Annotated in this window: 16 protein-coding genes and 2 tRNA genes; 10 read left to right on the top strand and 8 right to left on the bottom strand. The window is 65.7% G+C overall.

Annotated features, from left to right (window positions below; genetic code table 11):
• Positions 1–167 precede the first annotated feature (167 nt).
• Entirely contained in the window at positions 168–2,456 is a 2,289-nt protein-coding gene (locus JW897_RS05925; RefSeq protein ID WP_205465470.1) for a YgiQ family radical SAM protein, read from the bottom strand.
• Positions 2,457–2,790: 334 nt separating this feature from the next.
• On the opposite strand from JW897_RS05925, the gene JW897_RS05920 reads away from it, so the two are divergent.
• The 4 genes from JW897_RS05920 to JW897_RS05905 all read left to right on the top strand — a co-directional run bounded on the left by JW897_RS05920 (position 2,791) and on the right by JW897_RS05905 (position 7,779).
• On the top strand, positions 2,791–3,645 hold the full coding sequence (locus JW897_RS05920; RefSeq protein ID WP_205465469.1) for a Kdo hydroxylase KdoO: 855 nt from the start codon (positions 2,791–2,793) through the stop codon (positions 3,643–3,645).
• 99 nt (positions 3,646–3,744) lie between these two features.
• A complete protein-coding gene (locus tag JW897_RS05915; protein WP_205465468.1) occupies positions 3,745–5,430 on the top strand; it encodes a glutamine--tRNA ligase/YqeY domain fusion protein in 1,686 nt (561 codons plus the stop codon).
• Between the two features lie 122 nt (positions 5,431–5,552).
• Entirely contained in the window at positions 5,553–7,199 is a 1,647-nt protein-coding gene (gene ushA, locus JW897_RS05910) for a bifunctional UDP-sugar hydrolase/5'-nucleotidase UshA (protein ID WP_048413812.1), read from the top strand.
• 235 nt (positions 7,200–7,434) lie between these two features.
• Positions 7,435–7,779 carry a fucose-binding lectin II gene (locus tag JW897_RS05905; protein ID WP_019102018.1) on the top strand — a complete coding sequence of 115 codons (345 nt, stop codon included), beginning with the start codon at positions 7,435–7,437 and terminating at the stop codon, positions 7,777–7,779.
• Positions 7,780–7,827: 48 nt separating this feature from the next.
• Here JW897_RS05905 and JW897_RS05900 read toward each other — a convergent pair whose 3' ends face one another.
• The 5 genes from JW897_RS05900 to JW897_RS05880 form a co-directional block, all read right to left on the bottom strand.
• Complete coding sequence (locus JW897_RS05900) at positions 7,828–8,637, bottom strand: siderophore-interacting protein (RefSeq protein WP_205465467.1); 810 nt, start codon at positions 8,635–8,637, stop codon at positions 7,828–7,830.
• Between the two features lie 204 nt (positions 8,638–8,841).
• Positions 8,842–9,501, bottom strand: a complete 660-nt coding sequence (locus JW897_RS05895) for a PadR family transcriptional regulator (RefSeq protein ID WP_205465466.1) — start codon at positions 9,499–9,501, stop codon at positions 8,842–8,844.
• A 153-nt stretch (positions 9,502–9,654) separates the two neighbouring features.
• On the bottom strand, positions 9,655–10,278 hold the full coding sequence (gene lolA, locus JW897_RS05890) for an outer membrane lipoprotein periplasmic chaperone LolA (RefSeq protein WP_240352107.1): 624 nt from the start codon (positions 10,276–10,278) through the stop codon (positions 9,655–9,657).
• Between the two features lie 112 nt (positions 10,279–10,390).
• Positions 10,391–11,506 carry a hypothetical protein gene (locus tag JW897_RS05885; protein ID WP_205465465.1) on the bottom strand — a complete coding sequence of 372 codons (1,116 nt, stop codon included), beginning with the start codon at positions 11,504–11,506 and terminating at the stop codon, positions 10,391–10,393.
• A gap of 126 nt (positions 11,507–11,632) precedes the next feature.
• Complete coding sequence (locus JW897_RS05880; RefSeq protein WP_205465464.1) at positions 11,633–13,225, bottom strand: NAD+ synthase; 1,593 nt, start codon at positions 13,223–13,225, stop codon at positions 11,633–11,635.
• Positions 13,226–13,299: 74 nt separating this feature from the next.
• Between JW897_RS05880 and JW897_RS05875 the strand changes: the two genes are divergently transcribed.
• The 3 genes from JW897_RS05875 (at position 13,300) to JW897_RS05865 (ending at position 14,750) form a co-directional block, all read left to right on the top strand.
• Complete coding sequence (locus JW897_RS05875; protein ID WP_205465463.1) at positions 13,300–14,433, top strand: GNAT family N-acetyltransferase; 1,134 nt, start codon at positions 13,300–13,302, stop codon at positions 14,431–14,433.
• 62 nt (positions 14,434–14,495) lie between these two features.
• Positions 14,496–14,586: transfer RNA gene (locus JW897_RS05870), tRNA-Ser, on the top strand.
• 73 nt (positions 14,587–14,659) lie between these two features.
• A tRNA-Ser gene (locus JW897_RS05865) sits at positions 14,660–14,750 on the top strand.
• Between the two features lie 56 nt (positions 14,751–14,806).
• On the opposite strand, the gene JW897_RS05860 is transcribed toward JW897_RS05865, so the two are convergent.
• The gene (locus JW897_RS05860) at positions 14,807–15,244 is read right to left on the bottom strand and encodes an acyl-CoA thioesterase (RefSeq protein ID WP_197083016.1); all 438 of its coding nucleotides are present in this window, start codon (positions 15,242–15,244) and stop codon (positions 14,807–14,809) included.
• Between the two features lie 99 nt (positions 15,245–15,343).
• Positions 15,344–16,138, bottom strand: coding sequence for an alpha/beta fold hydrolase (locus JW897_RS05855; RefSeq protein ID WP_338030554.1), 795 nt, complete (start codon positions 16,136–16,138; stop codon positions 15,344–15,346).
• A 208-nt stretch (positions 16,139–16,346) separates the two neighbouring features.
• Between JW897_RS05855 and JW897_RS05850 the strand changes: the two genes are divergently transcribed.
• The 3 genes from JW897_RS05850 to JW897_RS05840 all read left to right on the top strand — a co-directional run bounded on the left by JW897_RS05850 (position 16,347) and on the right by JW897_RS05840 (position 21,925).
• A complete protein-coding gene (locus JW897_RS05850; protein WP_048413807.1) occupies positions 16,347–17,105 on the top strand; it encodes a substrate-binding periplasmic protein in 759 nt (252 codons plus the stop codon).
• Between the two features lie 532 nt (positions 17,106–17,637).
• A complete protein-coding gene (locus JW897_RS05845; protein WP_205465462.1) occupies positions 17,638–18,780 on the top strand; it encodes an efflux RND transporter periplasmic adaptor subunit in 1,143 nt (380 codons plus the stop codon).
• 10 nt (positions 18,781–18,790) lie between these two features.
• A complete protein-coding gene (locus JW897_RS05840) occupies positions 18,791–21,925 on the top strand; it encodes an efflux RND transporter permease subunit (protein WP_205465461.1) in 3,135 nt (1,044 codons plus the stop codon).
• The last annotated feature ends 121 nt before the right edge of the window (positions 21,926–22,046 follow it).

Raw genomic sequence — 22,046 nt, 5'->3', positions numbered from 1 at the left:
AAAACACCTTCGAAATGCTCATGTACCGTGTGTACACTCCGCTTTCTCAGCTGTTTTCGCCTTGTCTCACCTTAGCTCGCGAGATCGTAAACACGTTCTGAGACGCCGGCGGCGGGGCAAAGTGCCCGGCCGCCGGCCGGCAAAAAGCCGCCCGTGGGCGGCTGGATTCAACGGCTGCGGCCCTTGCCGGCGCCTGCCGGTTTGCCGCCCGGTTTGCTCATGGGCTTGCCGCGTCCGGCCGGCGCTTTTCCGGCTGCGGGCTTGGCCGTGGCTTTGGCCTGCGCGGGCTTGCCGCGCTGTCCGTGGCCGGCCGTGGCCGCGGCGCGCTGGCCTGGGGCCTTGTTGCGCGACAGCGGCGCGCCCATGCGGTGGCGCACGGCGGCGGCCTTGTCGCCCGGCGGCGTCGGCGGGATCAGGCAGTGCTTGCTGTGGCCGATCAGATCGCTGCGGCCCATCTGGATCAGCGCGTCGTGGAGGATCTGCCAGTTGTCCGGGTGATGGTAGCGCAGGAAGGCCTTGTGCAGCTTGCGGCGGTAGCCGTCGCGCACCACGTCCACCTTTTCCGAGCTGCGGCTCAGGCGCTTGAGCGGGTTGCGGCGGGTGTGCCACATGGTGGTGGCCATCGCCATCGGCGTGGGGGTGAAGGTTTGCACCTGGTCCAGGCGGAAGTTGTTCTTCTTCAGCCACAGCGCCAGGTTCATCATGTCTTCGTCGCTGGTGCCGGGGTGGGCGGCGATGAAGTAGGGGATCAGATACTGTTCCTTGCCGGCCTGGCGGCTGAAGCGCTCGAACAGTTCCTTGAACTTGTCGTAAGCGCCCATGCCCGGCTTCATCATCATGGACAGCGGGCCGTCCTCGGTGTGCTCCGGGGCGATCTTCAGATAGCCGCCCACGTGGTGCTGCACCAGTTCCTTGATGTATTCGGGCGAGCGCACGGCCAGGTCGTAGCGCAGGCCGGACTGGATGTTGATCTTCTTCACGCCAGGCAGCGCGCGCGCCTTGCGGTAGAGCTGGATCAGGTGGCTGTGGTCGGTGTTCAGGTTTTCGCAGATGTCCGGGAACACGCAGGACAGCTTCCTACAGGAACGCTCGATCTTCGGGTCCTTGCAGGAGAGGCGGTACATATTGGCGGTGGGGCCGCCCAGGTCCGAGATGTGGCCGGTGAAGCCCGGGGTCTTGTCGCGGATTTCCTCGATTTCCTTGAGGATGGATTCCTCGGAACGGCTCTGGATGATGCGGCCTTCGTGCTCGGTGATGGAGCAGAAGGTACAGCCGCCGAAACAGCCGCGCATGATGTTGACCGAGTACTTGATCATTTCCCAGGCCGGGATGTTGGCGTCGCCGTAGCTCGGGTGCGGATTGCGGGCGTAGGGCAGGCCGTAGACGTGGTCCATTTCCTCGGTGGTCAGCGGAATGGGCGGCGGGGTCAGCCACACGTCGCGCTCGCCGTGCATCTGCACCAGCGCGCGGGCGTTGCCGGGGTTGGATTCCAGGTGCAGGGTGCGGCTGGCGTGGGCGTAGAGCACCGGGTCGTGGGCCACGGCTTCGTAGGCCGGGATGCGGATCACGGTCTTGGCGCGTTCGGCGCGGCGCTTGGCCAGCCGTTCTTCGCGCGATTCGATGCGGATCACCTGCGGCTTGGACGGGTCCTGGTCCTTGGTGGCCTCGGCCGCCTGCTCCGGGATTTCCTGGTAGGGGTTGAGGTGGGCGTCCACCTTGCCCGGCAGGTCCACCACGCTGGAGTCCATTTCCTGCCATTCTTCGTCCGGACGCCAGCCGTGCGGCGCGATGAAGGCGGTGCCGCGCACGTCGCGGATCTCGCTGAGCTTTTCGCCCCTGGCGGCGCGGTGCGCCACTTCCACCAGCGCGCGTTCGGCGTTGCCGTACAGCAGCAGGTCGGCCTTGGAGTTGATCAGCACCGACGGGCGCACTTTCTCGCTCCAGTAGTCGTAGTGGGCGATGCGGCGCAGGCTGGCCTCGATGCTGCCCACCATCACGCCCACGCCGGGGTAGGCTTCGCGGCAGCGCTGGGCGTAGACGGTGACGGCGCGGTCCGGACGCTTGTTGGCCGCGGCGTGCGGGGTGTAGGCGTCGTCCGAGCGCGGGCGGCGGTCCGCGGTGTAGCGGTTGATCATCGAGTCCATATTGCCGGCGGTGACGCCGAAGAACAGATTGGGCTTGCCCAGTTCGCGGAAGGCGTCGGCGGAGTGCCAGTCCGGCTGGGAGATGATGCCCACGCGGAAGCCCTGGTCTTCCAGCAGCCGGCCCACCAGCGCCATGCCGAAGCTGGGGTGGTCGATATAGCCGTCGCCGGTGATCAGGATGATGTCACAGGAGTCCCAGCCCAGCTGGTCCATTTCGGCGCGGGTCATCGGCAGGAACGGGGCGGGGCCGAAGCGGCTGGCCCAGTACTTGCGGTAGGAGGTGATCGGTTTGGCGGCGTGTGCGGTCGTCATGCTGGCAATGGACTGAAGTTCGAGCAACCCGACATTATGCCATAGTTGCCGCTTGCTTGTTGAATAAGCGCTTGTTTTTTATTGGGAATTGCCTTGGTTGCAGTAGGGTTTTGCCGGAGGGGCGGTTTTGCCCATCAAAATCAAGGCGCTGCGCGCCCTGGCCGCTGGAACGGGGGAAGGCGGCGGCGGCATGACATTCCCTTGCCGCAGGCGTATCCTAGCGGCCCATCGTCAGGCCGCCGCGGCGCGGCCGGGAGAGGAGCGACGGCGGCTTCGGCCCGCACTGCGTCGCTTCTTCCGCGAGGGAAATCATTGTTTCAGGCAGGAGCTCAAGATGACGAGCCAGATCGTGTTGGTGGATGAGGCGGCGCCAGGCCGCTATGTGGATGAGTTGGAGCAGGGCAAGGTCTTGTATCTGCCCAGCTTCGATTTCAAGCTGCTGGCCGAGGAGGGGGGCTTGCTGGATCCGGCCGTTGCCGATCCCAAGCGCAAGAACATCAGCCTGGAGCCGGACAACGGCGCCTTGCACGGCGTGGTGGGCGGCGCGGAGCGGGAGGCGGCGGTGCGCGGTTTGATCGCGCGTTACCAGCGGGCGGCGGCCGATCTGGCCGCGCGGCTGTTGCCGGAATACCAGGGCAAGCTGCGCGCCGCGCCCACCAGCCTGCGGCTGATGCGGGTGGAAGACCGCCGGACCTCCTGGCGCAAGGACGACAGCCGGCTGCACGTGGACGCGTTTCCGTCCCGTCCCAATTACGGCGAACGCATTCTGCGGGTGTTCTGCAACATCAATCCGCATGGCGAGCCCAGGGTGTGGCGGGTGGGCGAGCCGTTCACCGACATGGCGCGGCGCATGCTGCCGCGGGTGCCGCGGCAATGGCCGGGCTCGGCGGCCTTGCTGGCGGCCTTGAAGATCACCAAGCGCAAGCGCAGCGCTTACGACCACATCATGCTGCATCTGCATGACGCGATGAAGGCGGACCTGGATTACCAGCGCCAATGCCCGCAGGAAACCATGCCGTTTCCGCCCGGCTGCGCCTGGGTCTGTTTCTCCGACCACGCGTCGCACGCGGTGATGTCCGGCCAGTTCATGCTGGAGCAGACTTTCTGGCTGCCGGCGGCCAAGATGGCGCAGCCGCAACAGTCGCCGCTGGCGCTGTTGGAGCAGTTGTCGGGCCGGGCCTTGGTGTAAGCGTGCCGAAGCGGGAGCCGGGCGAGGCCGGCCCGCTCCCAGCGGGGACGAAATCGGTTACAATCTTCGATTAGTCATAAACTCGCACCGCACAAAACAATGAGCACGGAAAACAACGCGCCGGTTGTCAGCAACTTCATCCGCAACATCATTGACGAGGACCTGGCCTCCGGCAAGCACAGCAGCATCGTCACCCGCTTCCCGCCGGAACCCAACGGTTTCGCCCATATCGGCCACGCCAAGGCCATTTGCCTGAACTTCGGCCTGGCCGAGGATTACCAGGGCAAGTGCAATCTGCGCATGGACGACACCAATCCGGAGAAAGAGTCGCCGGAGTACGTGCAGTCCTTCATCGACGACATCAGCTGGATGGGCTTCAAGTGGGACGGCGACGTGCGTTTCGCTTCCGACTACTTCGACCGCCTGTACGGTTACGCGGTGGAGCTGATCCAGGCCGGCAAGGCCTATGTGGACGATCTGTCCGCCGAGGAAATGCGCCAGTATCGCGGCAGCCTGACCGAGCCGGGCAAGAACAGCCCCTACCGCGAGCGCAGCGTGGAGGAGAACCTGGACCTGTTCTCCCGCATGAAGAACGGCGAGTTTGCGGACGGCAGCAAGACGCTGCGCCTGAAGATAGACATGTCTTCCGGCAACATCAATCTGCGCGATCCGGCCATCTACCGCATCCGCCGCGCGCATCATCACCGCACCGGCGACAAGTGGTGCATCTACCCGATGTACGACTACACCCACTGCATTTCCGACGCCATTGAGGGCATCACCCACTCCTTGTGCACGCTGGAATTCGAAGACCACCGTCCGCTCTACGACTGGGTGCTGGACAATATCAGCATCGGCTGCCATCCGCGCCAGTATGAGTCGTCGCGGCTGGAGCTGTTGTACACGCTGACCTCCAAGCGCAAGCTGCTGGCGCTGGTCAACGAAGGCGCGGTGAGCGGCTGGGACGATCCGCGCATGCCCACCATCGCCGGCATGCGCCGCCGCGGCTACAGCCCGGCCGGCATCAAGCTGTTCGCTCAACGCATCGGCGTGTCCAAGAGCGAGAACATCATCGACATGGCCATTCTGGAAGGCGCGGTGCGCGAGACGCTGGAAAACGATTCGCCGCGCGTGATGGCGGTGGTGAATCCGCTGAAAGTGACGCTGAGCAATTACGACGCCGCCGTCACCGCCAGCCGCAGCGCGCCCTTCCATCCGCATCATCCGGAGTTCGGCGAGCGCGAAGTGCCGATCGCCCGCGAGATCTGGATCGAGCAGGACGATTTCGCCGAAGTGCCGCCGCCCAAGTGGCAGCGCCTGACCGTTGGCGGCGAAGTGCGCTTGCGCTACTCCTATGTGATCAAGTGCGAGGAAGCGGTCAAGGACGCGGCCGGCAATGTGGTGGAGCTCAAGTGCAGCATCGACCACGACACCCTGGGCAAGAACCCGGAAGGCCGCAAGGTCAAGGGCGTGATCCACTGGGTGTCCGCCGAACACGCGATCGAGGCCGATGTGCGCTGGTACGAGCGCCTGTTCACCGAGCCGCGTCCGGACGCGGTGCGCGGCGAGGACGGCGAGTACGTCGACTTCCGCCAGTTCTTGAACCCGGAATCGCTGAAGTTGGTGCCGACCTATGTCGAGGCCTCGGTGCTGCAGGCCGAGCCGGAGTCCCGCTTCCAGTTTGAACGCCTGGGCTATTTCGTCACCGACCGTTACGAGCATCAGCCGGGGGTCAAGGCGGTGTTCAACCGCAGCGTGGGCCTGAAGGACAGCTGGAGCAAATAAGCTCGAGCGCCCGGCCGGAAGCTTTGCGCGTCCGGCCGGGCCATGACTTTCAGCAATGGCGGGCCCCTGGGTCCGCCATTTTTACGGCCTGCACGCCTTCCAATAAGAACCAAGGATCAACGATGAAACTATCCGTGAAACCGCTTGCCCTGTCCCTGTTGGCCGCCGGCCTGCTCTCCGCCTGCGCCGCCACGCCGGGCAAGGGCAATTACGTTGAAGACAAGACTTACAAGATCACCATCCTGCACACCAACGACCACCACGGCCGTTTCTGGCCCAATAGCGACGGCGAATACGGGCTGGCCGCGCAGAAAACGCTGGTGGACCAGGTGCGCGCCGAGGTCAAGGCCGCGGGCGGCTACATGCTGTTGCTGTCCGGCGGCGACATCAACACCGGGGTGCCGGAATCCGATCTGCAGGACGCGGAGCCGGACTTCCGCGGCATGAGCCGCATCGGCTACGACGCGATGGCGGTGGGCAACCACGAGTTCGACAAACCGGTGCCGGTGCTGATGAAGCAGCGCCAGTGGATCAACTTCCCGATGTTGTCCGCCAATATCTATCAAGACGGGCAGCGCATGTTCGACCCCTACGCGATGTTCAATCTGGGCGGGGTGAGGGTGGCGGTGCTGGGCCTGACCACCGACGACACCGCCAAGATGGTGAACCCGGAACAGGTCAAGGGCATCGAGTTCCGCAGCCCGATCGCCGAGGCCGGCAAGCTGGTGCCTGAGCTGCGCCAGAAGGCCGACATCGTCATCGCCGCCACCCATATGGGCCACTACACCGACGGCCAGCACGGCGTGAACGCGCCGGGCGACGTGGAAATGGCGCGCGCGGTGAAGGGGCTGGACCTGATCGTGGGCGGCCACAGCCAGAACCCGGTGTGCATGAAGGCGGAAAACCAGCGCGACGACGCCTATGTGCCGGGCGCGCCCTGCGCGCCGGACCGCCAGAACGGCGCCTGGATCGTGCAGGCGCACGAGTGGGGCAAATACGTGGGCCGCGCCGATTTCGAGTTCCGCAACGGCAAGCTCAAGCTTTCCAAATACCAGCTGATGCCGGTCAACCTGAAGAAAAGCGTCAAGGGCGTGGACGGCAAGGAGCAGAAAGTGCCGTACACCCAGCTGATCGAGGAGGACGGCAAGCTGCGCAACTTCCTGCAAAGCTATCAGAACAAGGGCCAGGCGGCGCTGGACGTGCCGGTGGGCCGGACCAGCGCCAAGCTGGACGGCGACCGCGGCGTGGTGCGCAGCCAGCCCACCAATCTGGGCGTGTTCATCGGCCGGGTGATGATGGCCAAGGTCAAGGCGGACTTCGCGGTGAGCAATTCCGGCGGCATCCGCGATTCGCTGCCGGCCGGCGCGATCAACTACCGCGACGTGCTGAAGGTGTTCCCCTTCGGCAGCACCCTGGCGTACGTGGATCTGAACGGCGAAGAAGCGCTGGACTATCTGAAAGCCGCCGCGCGGATGACGCCCGGCGCCGGCGCCTTCGGCCAGTTCGCCGGGGTCAAGCTGCGCATCGTCGGCGGCCAGCTGCAGCAGGCGCTGATCGGCGGCCAGCCCATTGATCCGTCCAAGACCTATCGGATGGCGATCAACAGCTTCATCGCCGCCGGCGGCGACGGCTACCCGCTGATGAACAAGCATCCGGGCTACGTCAACACCGGCTTCGTCGACGCCGAGATGCTGCGCGAGCACATCGCCGCGCATTCGCCGATAGACGCCGGCGCCTACGCGCCCGGAGACGCGGTGACGCGCAACTAAGCGCGGCTTTTCATTCGGACGCATCAAACCGCAGCCCAGGCTGCGGTTTTTTCTTGCGGGCCTTGCCAGCCGCGGCTTGGCGGCTTGCTGGCCTTTGGGTCCGGTGAATACGCGGGCGCGCTTGCCTAGGGTAATGGAGGCAGTGGCAGCTTGAGACGGTGGCCGCCTTCCGCGCGTCGACGCGTGGAGGCCGGCCTGAGAGGTTTGGCGTTTGAACCCTTACAGGAGAACGATCATGGCTCAGCAAGGCGTATTCACTCTTCCCCCGCGCATCAACTTCGGCGTCACCGCGTTGACCAACGCGGCTTACCAGCAAAACATCACCGTGTACGTGGACAATGAGCCGCGCGCCACTTTCAGCGGCAGCGGCGTGGACGACCGCAACCTGGGCACCCGGGTGATCAATTCCGGCTCCGGCGCGGTGCGGATCGCGGTGACGGTCAACGGCAAGCAGTCGGATCTTGTGTCCAGCCAGGTGGTGCTGGCCAATCGCCTGAACCTGGCCTTGGTGGGCGCGGAAGACGGCGCGGATCAGGATTACAACGATTCGATCGTGGTATTGAACTGGCCGCTGGGTTAAGGCTCGCCTGACGGATGAACAAAGCCCCCTGGCGGGGGCTTTGTCGTTTTAGTCTTCCAGGGTTTCGTGGCTGGCGGCCTTGCCCTCGCGCCAGTAGCTGGCGGCGCGGATGCGGCTCTTGTCTATGCCGCGTTCCTCGCGCAGGTGTTGGCGCACCGCGCGGATGGCGTGGTATTCGCCGGCGGCCCAGACAAAGCCTTCGCCCGCCGGCAGCGTCAGCGGCTTGAGCGCGGCGAGCAGCGCCGGCTCCGCGGCGTCGGCGTTCTGGTGCACCCAGCGGACGTCGGCGTTGGGATGCTCGGGCAGTTCGCAGCGCTGGTCCGCCTCGCTGGTTTGCAGCAGGGCGATGACCTTGGCGGCGGGCGGCAGTTCGGCCAGGCGGCGGCGGATGGCGGGCAAGGCGGATTCGTCGCCGATCAGCAGATGCCAGTCGAAAGCCGCCGGAATGACCAAGGAGCCGCGCGGGCCGCCTATGCCCAGGTATTGGCCGGGCTTGGCCTGGGCCGCCCAGCTGGTGGCGGGGCCGGCCTCGTGCAGCACGAATTCCAGGTCCAGCTCCAGCCGTTCCGGGTCGAAGCGGCAGGGGGTGTAGTCGCGCGCGGTTGGGCGCGGCTGGCCTTCCGGATAAATCAGGGTTTCGTCCACCAGCGCCGGCAGCGCGGGCTTGGCGTCCGGATGCTCGGGGAAGAACACTTTGAGGTGGTCGTCGAAGGAGGCGGTGGCGAAGCCGGCCAGTTCTTCGCCGCCCAGGGTGACGCGGATCAACTTGGGGCCGAGCGAGCGGATGGCGCGCACTTGCAGCAGGCGGAAGCGCAGCGGGTGGCGCAGGCGCTGCACGGTCAGTTCGGGTGTGGTCATAGGGAGTCCTGTGTTGAAGTCGTGGCTGGGCGCTTGGGGCGTAAATCGTTCTTAGAACCTGTTTACGATCTTGCGAGCAAGAGCGAGACAAGGCGAAAACGGCTGAGAAAGCGGAATGTACGAGTGGTACATGAGCATTTCGAAGCGGTTTTTAACGCCGTATCGCCGCAGCGCAGCAGATCGTAAACAGGTTCTTAGCGGGTCTTAGCCGGTGTCGCCCAGAATTTGCGCACAGGCCTGTTGTAGTATGGCGGCGATGCGGCGCTGTTCGTCCTCGTCGACGTTGGCGGTTCGCATCAGCGCTTGCTTCAGTTCGCCGCGGGCCCGGGTCAGTTCCGGAATCCAGCTGCCGGCGGCGTCGTCCGGCGGCGGCATTTCTCCGGTCAGCGCGCGGCGGATCGAGTTCATCTTGCGCGCGATGTGCTGCAGCCGCGCCATCATCCATTCCACCTGCTCGCGGTTTTGCTCCAGATAGACGCGGCCGGCTTCCGCCAGCGCGTAGCATTTGCGGTTGCCTTCCTGGCTCACGGTGACGTGGGCCAGTTCCTCCAAATAGGTCAAGGCCGGGTAGACCATGCCGGGGCTGGGGCTGTAAAAGCCGTTGCTGCGGCTTTGCAGCGCCTTGATCAATTCGTAGCCGTGGCTGGGCCGCTCTTCCAGCAGGGCCAGCAACAGCAGCTGCAATTCGTCGGAGCTGAATTTGCGGCCGCGGGTCATGCTCTCGTCGTCGCCGCCGCCGAAGCCGCCGAATCCTCCGTGGCGGCCATGGCCGCCGCCGTGGCCGTGCCGGGCCATCGCGTGGAGGCGATGATGCGCGTGGCGTCCGCCCAGGCGGCGGAGCAGGGTGTCGAGACGGTGAGGCATGGCGGCTCTCCTGAAGAAAGTATATCTTAAGATATGTTTTTCGATATAAGAAAGTCAAGCCGCCCTCATGGGAAAGGAGCTGGGCTGTGGCGTTTTTGGCACGGGGCAAAAGAAAAGCCGCCCGGAGGCGGCTGGAAGAAAGTGGGCGCGGTTTCAGTCGCCGCTGACCACGTCCACGCCTTTGGGCGGCACGAAGGAGAAGCGGGAGGCGGGAAGCGGCGGGTTCCGCTGCGGCGCGCTGAAGCTGACCTTGGTGTGGTTGCCGAAGCTGTCGGTCAATTCCATTTCCACCAGCATATTGGCCTTGAAGCCCATGCGGATGGCGCTGAAGCTGTTGTCGGCCTGCTTGGGGCTGGCGGACAGCCATTCCACCTCGCCGCTCTTGCCGGCTTCCTTCAATTGATAGTTCTGTTCGATGGCGTTGTTGCCGGCCAGCAGCGCGGCCGGGCTGGAGCCCAGCGCCGCGCCCTGCGCCTTGCGGGTGACTTGCGCCAGGTCCTTGTCGTAGACCCACAGCGTCTTGCCGTCGCCGACGATCAATTGTTCATAGGGCTTGTTGTACTCCCAGCGGAATTTGCCGGGACGGGCGATTTCCAGCCGGCCGCTGGCCTCCTCGCGCTTGTTCTTGTTGCTGACCACTTGCTTGAAGTCGGCGCTCAGGGTTTTGTTGCCGGCGACGAAGGCCTTGAGCTGGGCGACGGCGTCGGCGCTGGCGGCGGCCGGCAGCGCCAGCGCGGCGACGGCGAAAGAGGCGGAAATCAGTGTTTTCATCTTCATGCGGTTCAAGTCCTTGGCGCGCGGCGCGCTGCCGCCGCAAAGCAGGTGAGACCGCCGCCGCCGGCCGTGGTTTCCGGGCGCGGTGGCGGCGGCGGCGCCTATGTGTTAGCGATTATTGCGCGGCGGAGGCGTCCGGAGCGGCTGCGGCCGCGCCTTCGTCGTCGGCTGCCGGCGGCTGGCTCAGCACGCGCAGCGCCAGGCCCAGCGATTTCAGCCATTCCGGCTTGTCCAGGCGCTCCAGGTCCAGGATGTCCGCCTCGGTGGGCTGGAAGGCGAACACCGGCTTGCCGAGGTTGCTGTAGCGGATGTCGGCGTGGGCCTGGCCGCGGAAGCGCGGGCTGTCGAAGCGTATGGTCTGGCGGATGGCCAGCAGGTCGCCGCCGCGGCTGACGTAGAGATCGCTGACGGTGTTGCTGTTCAGCGGGGTGTCGTCGGAGGCCTTGATCAGGCTGTCGACCAGTTGCAGCAGGCTTTCGCTGCCCAGCGGGCCGGGCTTGATCTGCGGCTTGCGCGCGGCTTCCTGGCGCGCCACCTGGATCAGGCCGGCGATGATGTGGGAGGCCAGCTGGTTTTCCTGGGCGCGGCTCATGGCGATGCGCAGCCGGTAGCGCGCGCCCAGTTCCGCGGCGCGCGGGTCCAGCGGCTGGAAGCTGAACGCCTGTTTGTCCACCTTGGCGTAGGCTTCGTCCAGCAGTTTAGGCATCGCCTGGTACATGGCCTGGAGCGGGAAGTTGTCGGCCACGCGCTGCGGCAGCCGCACGCGCAGGAACTTGCCCTCGTAGGCCTGCATTTCCGGCACGAACAGGTAGGCGGCGGACGGGTCCACCAGCAAGGACAGGTCCTTGGCGTGGAATTGCAGCGGCAGCTGCACGCTGGTCAGCAGGTTGCGGCGTTCCAGGCGCAGCGCCGGGATCAGCTCCAGCTTGCCGCCCGGCACGTCCAGCGCGGCCTTGACGTTGAGGCGCATGCTGCGGGCGATCTGGTCGGCGGCGGAGGCGGCGGCCTGTTCCAGCTTGCCGCCGTCTTCCTTGGCCTTGTCGACGTCGGCGACGCTCAACTCGTCGAAGCCGATGTCGGCGTCGATGTTGTAGCCCTTGCTGTTCCAGTTTTGCAGCATGATCTTGCGGACGGCCTGATCGGCGCTCTTGTTGGCGAGGGGCGCGACGCAGCCGGTCAGCAGCGCGACGCCGCACAACGCGGCGCACAGTCCCAGTTTTTTCAGACGCATGGTGTTTCCTTGAGCGAGATTCTGCGCCGGACGGGAAGGTGCGGTTCGGCGCGAGCCGAACAGTTTAACGCATTCGGCATCGCCTATGTCATGCGGGGGCCGGCGCGAGGCGGCCCCGGCGGGGGATCAGCTGAATTTATTGGTGATCGGGTAGCGCCAGTCCTTGCCGAAGCCGCGATGGGTGACGCGCGGGCCCACCGGCGCCTGGCGGCGCTTGTACTCGTTGACCTTCAGCAGCCGCACCACGCGGCGCACGTCGGCCTCGGCGTAGCCTTCGGCGATGATGGCGTCGGCGGACAGGTTTTCCTCCACGTAGCGCGCCATGATGGCGTCCAGCACCTCGTAAGGCGGCAGGCTGTCCTGATCGGTCTGGTCCGGACGCAATTCCGCCGACGGCGGCCGGGTGATGATGCGCTCCGGGATGATCTCGCCTTGCAGATTGCGCCAGCGGCACAGTTCGAACACCAGGGTCTTGGCCACGTCCTTGAGCACGGCGAAGCCGCCGGCCATGTCGCCGTACAGGGTGCAGTAGCCGGTGGTCATTTCCGATTTGTTGCCGGTGGTGAGCACCAGCTTGCCGCTCTTGTTGGACAGCGCCATCAGCAGGGTGCCGCGGATGCGCGCCTGCAGGTTTTCCTCGGTGGTGTCCTCGGCCAGGCCGGCGAAGCTGGGCGCCAGCGCCTGGACGAAGCTTTCGTACATCGGCCAGATTTCGATTTCCTCGTACTTCACGCCCAGGCGGGCCACCATGTCGCGGGAATCGGTCACCGAGATGTCCGCGGTGTAGCGCGAGGGCATCATCACTGCATGCACCTTGTCCGCGCCCAGCGCGTCCACCGCCACCGCCAGCGTCAGCGCGGAGTCTATGCCGCCGGACAGGCCCAGCAGCGCGCCGGGGAAGCCGTTCTTGCCGATGTAGTCGCGCACGCCGGTCACCAGCGTGCGGTAGACGCTTTCCAGCGGGCCGGGCAGCGCGGCCTTGGCGCCGGGCAGCAGGTCGCCGCCGTCGAAGTCGACGATGAGCAGTTCGTCGTCGTAGGCGGCGGCCTGGGCCACCACCTCGCCGGCGCGGTTGACGGCGAAGGAGGCGCCGTCGAACACCAGTTCGTCCTGGCCGCCGGTCAGGTTGACGTAGGCGAAGGGCAGGCCGGTTTCCTCGGCGCGGAAGCGCACCACGTCGTGGCGGGTTTCAATCTTGTTGCGATGGAAGGGCGAGGCGTTGAGCACCACCACCACGTCGGCGCCGGCGTCGGCGGCCTCGGCGGCCGGGTCGACCGACCACACGTCTTCGCAGATCAGCACGCCCACCTTGGCGTCGCCCTGCTGGAACACCAGGGGCGCGGCGCCGGGGGTGAAGTAGCGGCATTCGTCGAAGACTTCATCGTTGGGCAGCAGCATCTTGTGATACTGGCCCAGCCGGTTGCCGTCGCGCAGCACGGTGGCGGCGTTGAAGCGCTCCGCGCCCATCCGGGCCGGGTGTCCCACCACCAGGGTGATGCCGTCCAGCTCCAGCAACTCGTCCAGCGCCTGGCTGCAAGCGCGGTAGAAACTGTCGCGCAGCAGCAGGTCTTCCGGGCTGTAGCCGGTCAAGGCCAGCTCCGGCGTAACCAGCACGTCCGCGCCCTGGGCGATGGCGGCGTGGGCGAGGTCGAGGATTTTGCGGGTGTTGCCGGCGATGTCGCCGACGACGGGGTTGAACTGGGCGAGCGCGATACGCATCTTGATAGGGAACCGAATGTTTCGAGATAGATGGAATTTTACCTGATAGACGGCGCAAACGCCCGAGAGGAATCATGGAGTCGCTGCAATTGCATGAGGGAGTGGGCGCCTGGAGCGCGGAACAATGGGCGGGCCTGGGGGAGGGCGGCAATCTGTTCATCAGCCGGCCGTGGCTGGAGGCGCTGGAGCGGGCGGCTTGCGTGGGCGAGGCCAGCGGCTGGCAAGCCTTGCCGCTGGGCCTGGAGCGGGGCGGCAGTTTGCAGGCGCTGGCGCCGGCCTATTTGAAGCGCCATTCGCGCGGCGAATACGTGTTCGACTGGGCCTGGGCCGAGGCCTATGCGCGAGCCGGCCTGGCCTACTATCCCAAGCTGGTGGTGGCGTCGCCGTTCAGCCCGGTCAGCGGCCGGCGCTTGCTGGGCGACGCCGCGGCCTGGCCGCGGCTGATCGCCGGCCTGGAGCAGGTGGTGGACGAGCACGGCCTGTCGTCGGCCCATGTGCTGTTTCCTACGGCGGAGGAGGCGCAAGCCCTGGGCGAGGCCGGCTGGCTGCTGCGCGAGGGCGTGCAGTTCCACTGGCGCAACCGCGGCTATGCCGACTTCGACGCTTTCCTGGCCACGCTGAGCCGCGACAAGCGCAAGAAGATCCGTCAGGAGCGGCGCAAGGTGGCCGAGGCCGGCGTCAGCGTGCGGGCATTGCGCGGGGATGCCATCGTCGCCGAGGACTGGGCGTTTTTCTACCGTTGCTACCGCCAGACGTATCTGGAACGCCGTTCCGCGCCCTATCTGAATCCGGCCTTTTTCGCCTTGCTGGCGGAGAGGCTGGGTCCGCATTGCCTGATGTTCGTCGCCGAGCGGGACGGCGAGCCGGCGGCGGCCAGCCTGTGCCTGGTGCAGGACGGGGTGCTGTACGGGCGTTACTGGGGCGCGTTGGTCGACATTCCCTGCCTGCATTTCGAGCTGTGCTATTACCAGGGCCTGGAGTACGCGATCCGCGCCGGCCTGCAATGCTTCGAGGGCGGCGCCCAGGGCGAGCACAAGCTGGCGCGCGGCTTCGAACCGGAGCGCACCTGGTCCGCTCACTATATCGCCGACCCGCGCTTTCGCGCTGCGATAGCCGGCTGGCTGCGGCGCGAGCGCGAAGGAGTGGGCGAGTATGTCGACGCGCTTTTTTCTCATTCCGCTTACAAAACACTTGCGCCGGATGAATAGGGCTTATATACTGCGCAGCCTCTGTGAACGAAACGCCAAGCGCCTTGTTTCACGGGGATTCTGGAGAGGTGGATGAGTGGTTTAAGTCGCACGCCTGGAAAGCGTGTTTAGGGTAATACCCTAACGGGGGTTCGAATCCCCCCCTCTCCGCCAGAATTGACGAAAACTGCCCTGGCGGTTTTTTTATTGCTCCGGCCAGGCCGGCGCAAACAAGCAAGACACCTCCGGAGAGGTGGATGAGTGGTTTAAGTCGCACGCCTGGAAAGCGTGTTTAGGGTAATACCCTAACGGGGGTTCGAATCCCCCCCTCTCCGCCAAAGCAAGCAAAAAGCCCTGACTGTTTCAGTCAGGGCTTTTTCGCGTTCGGCCTTGCTCAATCCAGCGCCTGGAAGTCCTCGGTGCGCTCCGCCCAGGCGAAGATGGCGCTCAGTTCCGGCGGCGGCGCGGTCAGCTTGCGCAGCGTCAGGTCCATCCAGGAGCCGCTGACCTCGTGACGCGCGGCCAGGCGGCCGTCCTCCTTGTAAATCTCGTGGCGGATGCAAAAGCGTTTGCCGTCCTGGCTCAGGCCGGCGATGGCCAGGCGCACGTGGATGCGTTCGCTCAGCCGCAGTTCCTTGAAATACTCGGTCCACTCCTTGAAAATGACTGGGCCGAACCCCTGCGCCTGGAATTGTTCAAAGCCGAAGCCTTGGCCGCGCAGCCATTCTATGCGGGCATGGGTACAGAAGTCGGCGTAGGCGGTGTGGCGGACGTGCTGGTTGGCGTCGCAGTCGGACCAGCGCACTTCCAGCGGATGGCAAAACGGTTCCAAACCAATCTCCTCGAACGGCAACGGTTAGCATGAAGGCGGGCGGTGCATGATCTTGGCATTGCCCGCGCGCGGGGGTCAAGCGCTTTGCCGCAAGCCGTTTCAGCCCAGGCGGCGGCGCAGAAAGCCGGCCACGGCGCCGGCAACGAGCTCCGGCTGTTCCCGGTGCGGCAGGTGACGGACGCCCGGAAGCAGCAAGAGTTCGGCCGCTTCCCGGCTCAGGCCCAGGTAGCGCCGGGGATGCAGCGCGCTGCCGTATTCGTCTTCCTCGCCGTGAATGGCCAGCAGCGGGCAATGCAGGGCGGGCAGTTCCGCGGCCAGGTTCCAGCCGGCAAAGCCTGGGGCCAGCCAGGTTCGCACCCAGGCGTTCAGCACCCAGTCCGCCTTGTCGCCGTGATAGCGGCGCAGCTTTTCCCGCTGCTCCGGCCGGCTCAGCTGTTGTTGCGCGGCGCGGATGCCGCCGAGGGTGCGTTCTTCGACGAAGGCTTGCGCCGATTCCGTGATCAAGGCCTGGCAGGCGGCCGGCCGCAGCACGGCGCAATGCGCGGCGATGGCGCCGCCCACGCTGTGGCCGAAGGCGATGAAGCGGCCGATGTTCCAGCCGGCCAGCAGTTCGGTTAGGAGCAGGGCCTCGCGGCGGATGAAGTCCAGTTCCGGCCACTGGGCGCGGGGACTGGAGCGGCCATGGCCCAGCCGGTCGTAGGCGAGCACCGCGCAGCCGGAGGCGGCGCGCAGCTGCGCGGGAAAGTCGCGCCATAGCTCGACGCAGCCCAGCGAGTCGTGGAACAGCAGGATCAGCGGCGCGGCCGGGGCGGCGGCGGGCCAGAGGCGGGAGAAGACCTCGCCGCCGTCCAGCGGGGTCATGCGGTCCTGGGCCGCCGGCGGCGCGCTCTTCACGCGCGGCTCCGGCATGTGGAAGGGAAGGGCGCTGCGCCGGTTTGAACGCTGGCGCGGCGATCAAAATTGTCGATGTTAACCGTGTCGGCGCTCAAGGCCGGAAAAGAGGACGTTGGCATCGGACGATTGTTGGCGCGGGCGCGGCGCTTGTCAATCGCCGCTGAGTGGCCGTGGGCTTGGGCCGCGTCGCCGCGCCGGGAGAATACAGATGCAAGCGTGGTTTCGACGGTTCTTGTGCGCGGGCCTGCTGGCCGTCGCGGCGCCGACGGCCGCATCGGCCGCGGCGCTGCTGATCGCGGTGGAGGACGACTGGCCGCCGTATTCGGTGCGCGGCGCCGACGGCGCGGCGCAAGGGCTGGCGCCGCAACTGGCGCGCGAGGCGTTTCGCCGCCAGGGCGTGGCGGTCCGCTTTGTTTCGGTGCCGTTTGCGCGTTGCCTGATGCTGGCGCGCGTCGGCCGCGCCGCCGGCTGCCTCAGCGCCACCATCACCGACGACAATAGAAGCCAGTTCTGGTGGCATCCAACGCCGATGTTCACCGAGGAGCTGGCCATCTTCGCCTACGCCTCCAGCAAGACTGGGCTGGGCATGCGGGACCTAGCCAAGCGCCGGGTGGGCATCACCCAGGACTATACCTATCCCAGCGCCTTCATGAATGATCCCAACATCATCAAATCAGTGGCCAACTCGGACGACGATCTGATTCGCATGCTCTTGGCCCGGCGCGTGGATTACGTGCTGATGAACACGCTGCCGGGGCAGCTGCGCATCCGCGGCAATCCCTCCGCCGGCCGAGTCCGCAAGGTGGGGCGCATCAGCCAGGACGGTTTCTGGCTGGCTTTCTCCAAGGCGAAGCCCAAGGGCAAGGAGCGCGCGGAGCAGTTTGAGGCCGGCCTGCGCTCGATGCGCCGCGACGGCAGCTACGCGCGCCTGCTCAAGACCTTCCAGACCCCTCCCGCCGGGAAATAAGCGCGGGCGGCAGGGCGCGAAACCGCAAAAATGGCGAGCCAATGCCGTAATCATGCACTTGATTCGCATTCACAACTTTTTACACCGTTTTATCGTGAATTTACCCGCAATTTACAAAAACGGTGGTTTTCAAAAAAAACGCTTCATAACAGGCTGTTCTAATAAGCAACGGTTTAGAGCCGTTGACAACGCCTCGCAGAGACCCTGAGCCAGGACGCGCCGACGCAGGCAGTAGCCGTCGCACGGCAAGGAGGCGCAAGGCGGGATCTGGGGTTTTGTTGGCGGGTCTTGGAGCCTGTTCAACATCCCGCGAGCCAGAGCGAGACCCGGTGAAAAGCGCTGAGATGCATGAGCATTTGGCCGTGGTTTTCAACGCCGCAGCGCCGCAGATTGTGAACAGCTTCTTAAACCGCTTCCAAACAGGACTGCCGCGCCCTTGGCTCAGAGCAGTCCGTTTGACCTCGACAAGGCTTCCGCTTGCGCCTGGATTGGCCCGCCCATCCTGAATACCCGCTCATATGGAGAAATAATAATGCGCTATTCGCCGCGACAGCTGTTGTCGCTTGCCCTGCTATTGTCCGCGCCTGCCTGGCTGACCGCTTGCGGTTCGCCGCAGCAGCCGGCCGCCGCCGTGCCGCAAGTCACCGTGGAGACCGTCGCGCCCGGCGACGTGCCGATGACCATGGAACTGGTGGGTGAAACCGCCGGTTACCGCGACATCGAGGTGCGCGCCCGCGTGGGCGGCATCCTGCTCAAGCGCACCTATGTGGAAGGCCAGCCGGTGAAGCAGGGCCAGACGCTGTTCCAGATCGACCCCGCGCCCTATCAGGCGCAGTTGGAGCAGGCCAAGGGCGCGCAGGCGGTGCAGCTGGCCGCGCTGCAGAAGGCCGACGCCGATCTGACGCGCATCCGTCCGCTGTACCAGGAGCAGGCGGTGTCCAAGATGGACTACGACAACGCGGTGGCGGCGCTGAATTCCGCCAAGGCGGCCAAACAGTCCGCCGACGCCAAGGTCAAGGAGGCTCAGCTCAATCTGGACTACACCCGCGTCACTGCGCCGATTCCGGGCCTGACCAGCAAGCAGGTGCAGTCCGAAGGCAGCCTGATCCGCGTGGACGCCGCCGCGCCGCTGACCACCATTTCCCAGCTCAACCCCATCTACGTCAACTTCGCCATCTCTGAGCAGGACAGCCTCAATTACGAGCACAGCCTGTCCACCGGCAAGGTGAGCGCCCAGGACCAGACCAATCATCCGGTGCATATCCGCCTGGCGGACGGCCGCGTCTACGCGCAAAGCGGCAAACTGGACTTCCGCGACAACCGCGTGGACCCCAAGACCGGCACCATCAGCGCGCGCGCGCAATTTCCCAATGAGGACGAGCGTTTGCTGCCCGGCCAGTTCGTGCGCGTGCAGCTGGATCTGGGCGTGCGCAAGAACGTGCTGACCGTGCCTGAGCAGGCCGTGGTCCAGGCCCAGGCCGACAATCAGGTGATGGTGGTGGGCGAGGGCGACAAGGTACAGGCCAGAATGGTCAAGCTGGGCGGCCAGACCGGTGGCCGGGTGGTGATCGAATCCGGCCTCAAGGCCGGGGAGCGGGTGATTGTCGACGGTCTGATGCAGGCCCGCCCCGGCACCGTGGTCAAGCCGGTGGCCGCCGCCCCGGCCAAGGCGTAAGGAGCAGGCCATGTTCTCGCGTTTCTTCATCAATCGCCCCATCTTCGCCAGCGTGCTGTCCATCATCATTGTGCTGGCGGGCTTGGCGGCGATGCGCGCGCTGCCGGTGGAGCAGTACCCGCAGATCGTTCCGGCCGTGGTGTCGGTGTCGGCCAACTATCCGGGAGCCACGCCGGAAACCATCGCCCAGACCGTGGCCGCGCCGTTGGAGCAGCAGCTCAACGGCGTGGAAAACATGCTCTACATGCAGTCCAGCGCCGCTTCCAACGGCCAGCTCAGCCTCAACGTCTATTTCGCCGTGGGCACGGATCCGGACCAGGCCACCATCGACGTCAACAACCGGGTGCAGGCGGCGATGAAGCAGCTGCCGGACGAGGTGCAGCGCCAGGGCGTCACCGTGCGCAAGAAGTCCACCTCGGTGCTCAGCGTGATCTCCATCGGCTCGCCCACCGGCCAGTACGACCGCAACTATCTGTCCAATTTCGCCCTGCTCAATGTGATGGACGAGCTCAAGCGCATTCCCGGCGTGGGCGACGTGGCGATGATGGGCGGCACCGACTACGCGATGCGGCTGTGGCTGCGGCCGGACCGCATGGCACAGTTGGGTCTGACCCCGTCCGATGTGGCCAAGGCGGTGCGCGAGCAGAACGCCCAGTTCGCCGCCGGCAAGATCGGCGCCCAGCCCACCAGCGAGCCCATCAGCTTCACCTACACCGTCAACGCCAAGGGCCGGCTCAGCGAACCCAAGGAGTTCGAGAACATCATCGTGCGTTCGATGCCGGACGGCTCCAAGATCCGCGTCAAGGACGTGGCGCGGGTGGAAATGGGCGGCAACGACTACGATGTGATCGGCAACCGCAACGGCAAGCCCAGCGTCGGCATCACCACCTATCTGCAACCCAGCGCCAACGCGCTCAAGGTGTCCGACGCCATCGCGTCCAAGATGGAGGAACTCAAGGGCCGCTTCCCGGCCGGGGTGGACTACACCATTCCCTTCGACACCACCAAATTCGTCAAGGTCTCCATCCACGGAGTGGTGACCACCCTGGCCGAAGCCACCGTGCTGGTGTTCCTGGTGGTTTATTTGTTCTTGCAGAACTTCCGCGCCACGCTGATTCCCTGCATCGCGGTGCCGGTGTCGCTGATAGGCACCTTCGCCGGCATGCTGCTCCTGGGCTTCTCCATCAATCTGCTGACCCTGTTCGGCATGGTGCTGGCCATCGGCATCGTGGTGGACGACGCCATCGTGGTGCTGGAGAACGTGGAACGCATCATGAGCGAGCGGCGCTGCAGCGCCAAGGAGGCCGCGGTGCTGGCGATGGGCGAGGTGTCCGGCGCCTTGGTGGCCATCGTGCTGGTCTTGTGCGCGGTGTTCCTGCCGGTGGCCTTCATGGGCGGCATGACCGGCGTGATGTACAAGCAGTTCGCCGTCACCATCGCCATGTCGGTGATCATCTCCGGCATCGTCGCGCTGACGCTGACCCCGGCAATGTGCGCTTTGCTGCTCAAGCCCGGCCACCATCAGCCGCCGCGCTTTTTCCAGTGGTTCAACCGCGTCTTCGAACGGCTGACCGGCCGCTATGTGCTGGGCGTGCTGTTTCTCAACCGCCGCGTCGGCGTCGCCTTCGGCCTGATCGCCGTCATTCTGGCCGCCACCGTCGGCCTGTACCAGAAAGTGCCGGGCTCGCTGGTGCCCAATGAGGACATGGGCACGCTGTTCGCCAACACCGCCTTGCCGGACGCGGCCGCGCTGACCCGCACCGCCAAGGCCACGGCGGAATTCGACCGGCTGATGATGGCCAATCCCAATGTGGAAAGCGTCACCACCTTCACCGGTTTCGACATCCTGTCCGGCTCCAAGCAGACCAACCGCGGCACCAGCTTCGTCACCCTCAAGGACTGGGACCAGCGCAAGGCCAAGGGCGAAGACTCCTTCTCCGTGGCCGCCGAGTTCAACCGCCTGGGTCGCACCGTGCAGACCGGCGTGATGAGCGCCTTCAACCCGGCGCCCATCATCGGCATGTCCACCACCGGCGGCCTGGAGGCTTATCTGCAGGACCGCAACGACCAGGGCGCGCAAAAGCTCAGCCAGGCGGCGGACAAGCTGCTGGCCGCGGCGCGGCAGCGGCCGGAGTTCGCCAGCGTGACCACCACTTTCCGCGCCAATGTGCCGCAGAAATACCTGGACCTGGACCGCGAGAAGACCAAGGCGCTGGGCATAGACATCAATCAGGTGTTCGACACCCTGCAAGCCACCTTCGGCCAGCTCTACGTCAACGACTTCAACAAGTTCGGCCGCACTTACAAGGTGCAGCTGCAGTCCGAAGCCGATTTCCGCGCGCGGCCGGAAGACATCGCCAATATCTACGTGCGTTCGGCCGACGGCGTGATGGTGCCCTTGTCCAGCCTGGTGGAGGTCAAATCCAGCTACGGGCCGGAACTGGTGGACCGCTTCAACATCTTCAACGCCGCCAAGATCCTGGCCCAGCCCGCACCCGGCGTCAGCTCCGGCCAGGCCATCCAGGCGCTGGAAGAGATTACCCAGCAAGTGTTGGGCAACGACTACGCGCTGGCCTGGAGCGGCAGCGCCTACCAGGAGAAACTGGCCGGCGGCACCGCCGCCGCCGCCTTCCTGTTCGGCATCCTGATGGTGTTCCTGATCCTGGCGGCGCAGTACGAACGCTGGAGCCTGCCGCTGGCGGTGGTGACTTCGGTGCCCTTCGCGCTGTTCGGCGCCTTGCTCGCCGCCGTCATCGGCCAGCAGGACAACAACGTCTACTTCCAGATCGGCGTGGTCACCCTGGTGGGTCTGGCCGCCAAGAACGCCATTCTGATCGTGGAGTTCGCCGTCCAGCAGCGTCAGCAGGGCTTGCCGCTGATGGACGCGGCGCTGGAAGCGGCGCGGCTGCGTTTCCGCCCCATCGTGATGACCTCGCTGGCCTTCATCCTGGGCTGCGTGCCGCTGGTGATTTCCAGCGGCGCCGGCTCCGCCAGCCGCCGCGCGCTGGGCACCCCGGTGGTGGGCGGCATGTTGGCCGCCACCTTCATCGCCACCTTCTTCGTGCCCTTGTTCTTCCGGCTGATCATGCAGGCGTCGGAGCGGCGCAAGGCGCCGGCCGCGGCGGAGGAGACCCCCCATGCTTAAACGCGCGCTGATTCCCTCATTGGTGGCGCTGGCGCTGAGCGCTTGCGCGGTCGGCCCCGACTACAGCCGCCCCAAACTGGAGCTGCCCGCCAGCGGCCAGGCTCAAAGCCCGGCCATCGCT

The organism is Chromobacterium alkanivorans (assembly GCF_016937655.1).
GTDB lineage: Bacteria > Pseudomonadota > Gammaproteobacteria > Burkholderiales > Chromobacteriaceae > Chromobacterium > Chromobacterium alkanivorans.
This window is presented reverse-complemented; position numbering and strand designations above follow the sequence as displayed.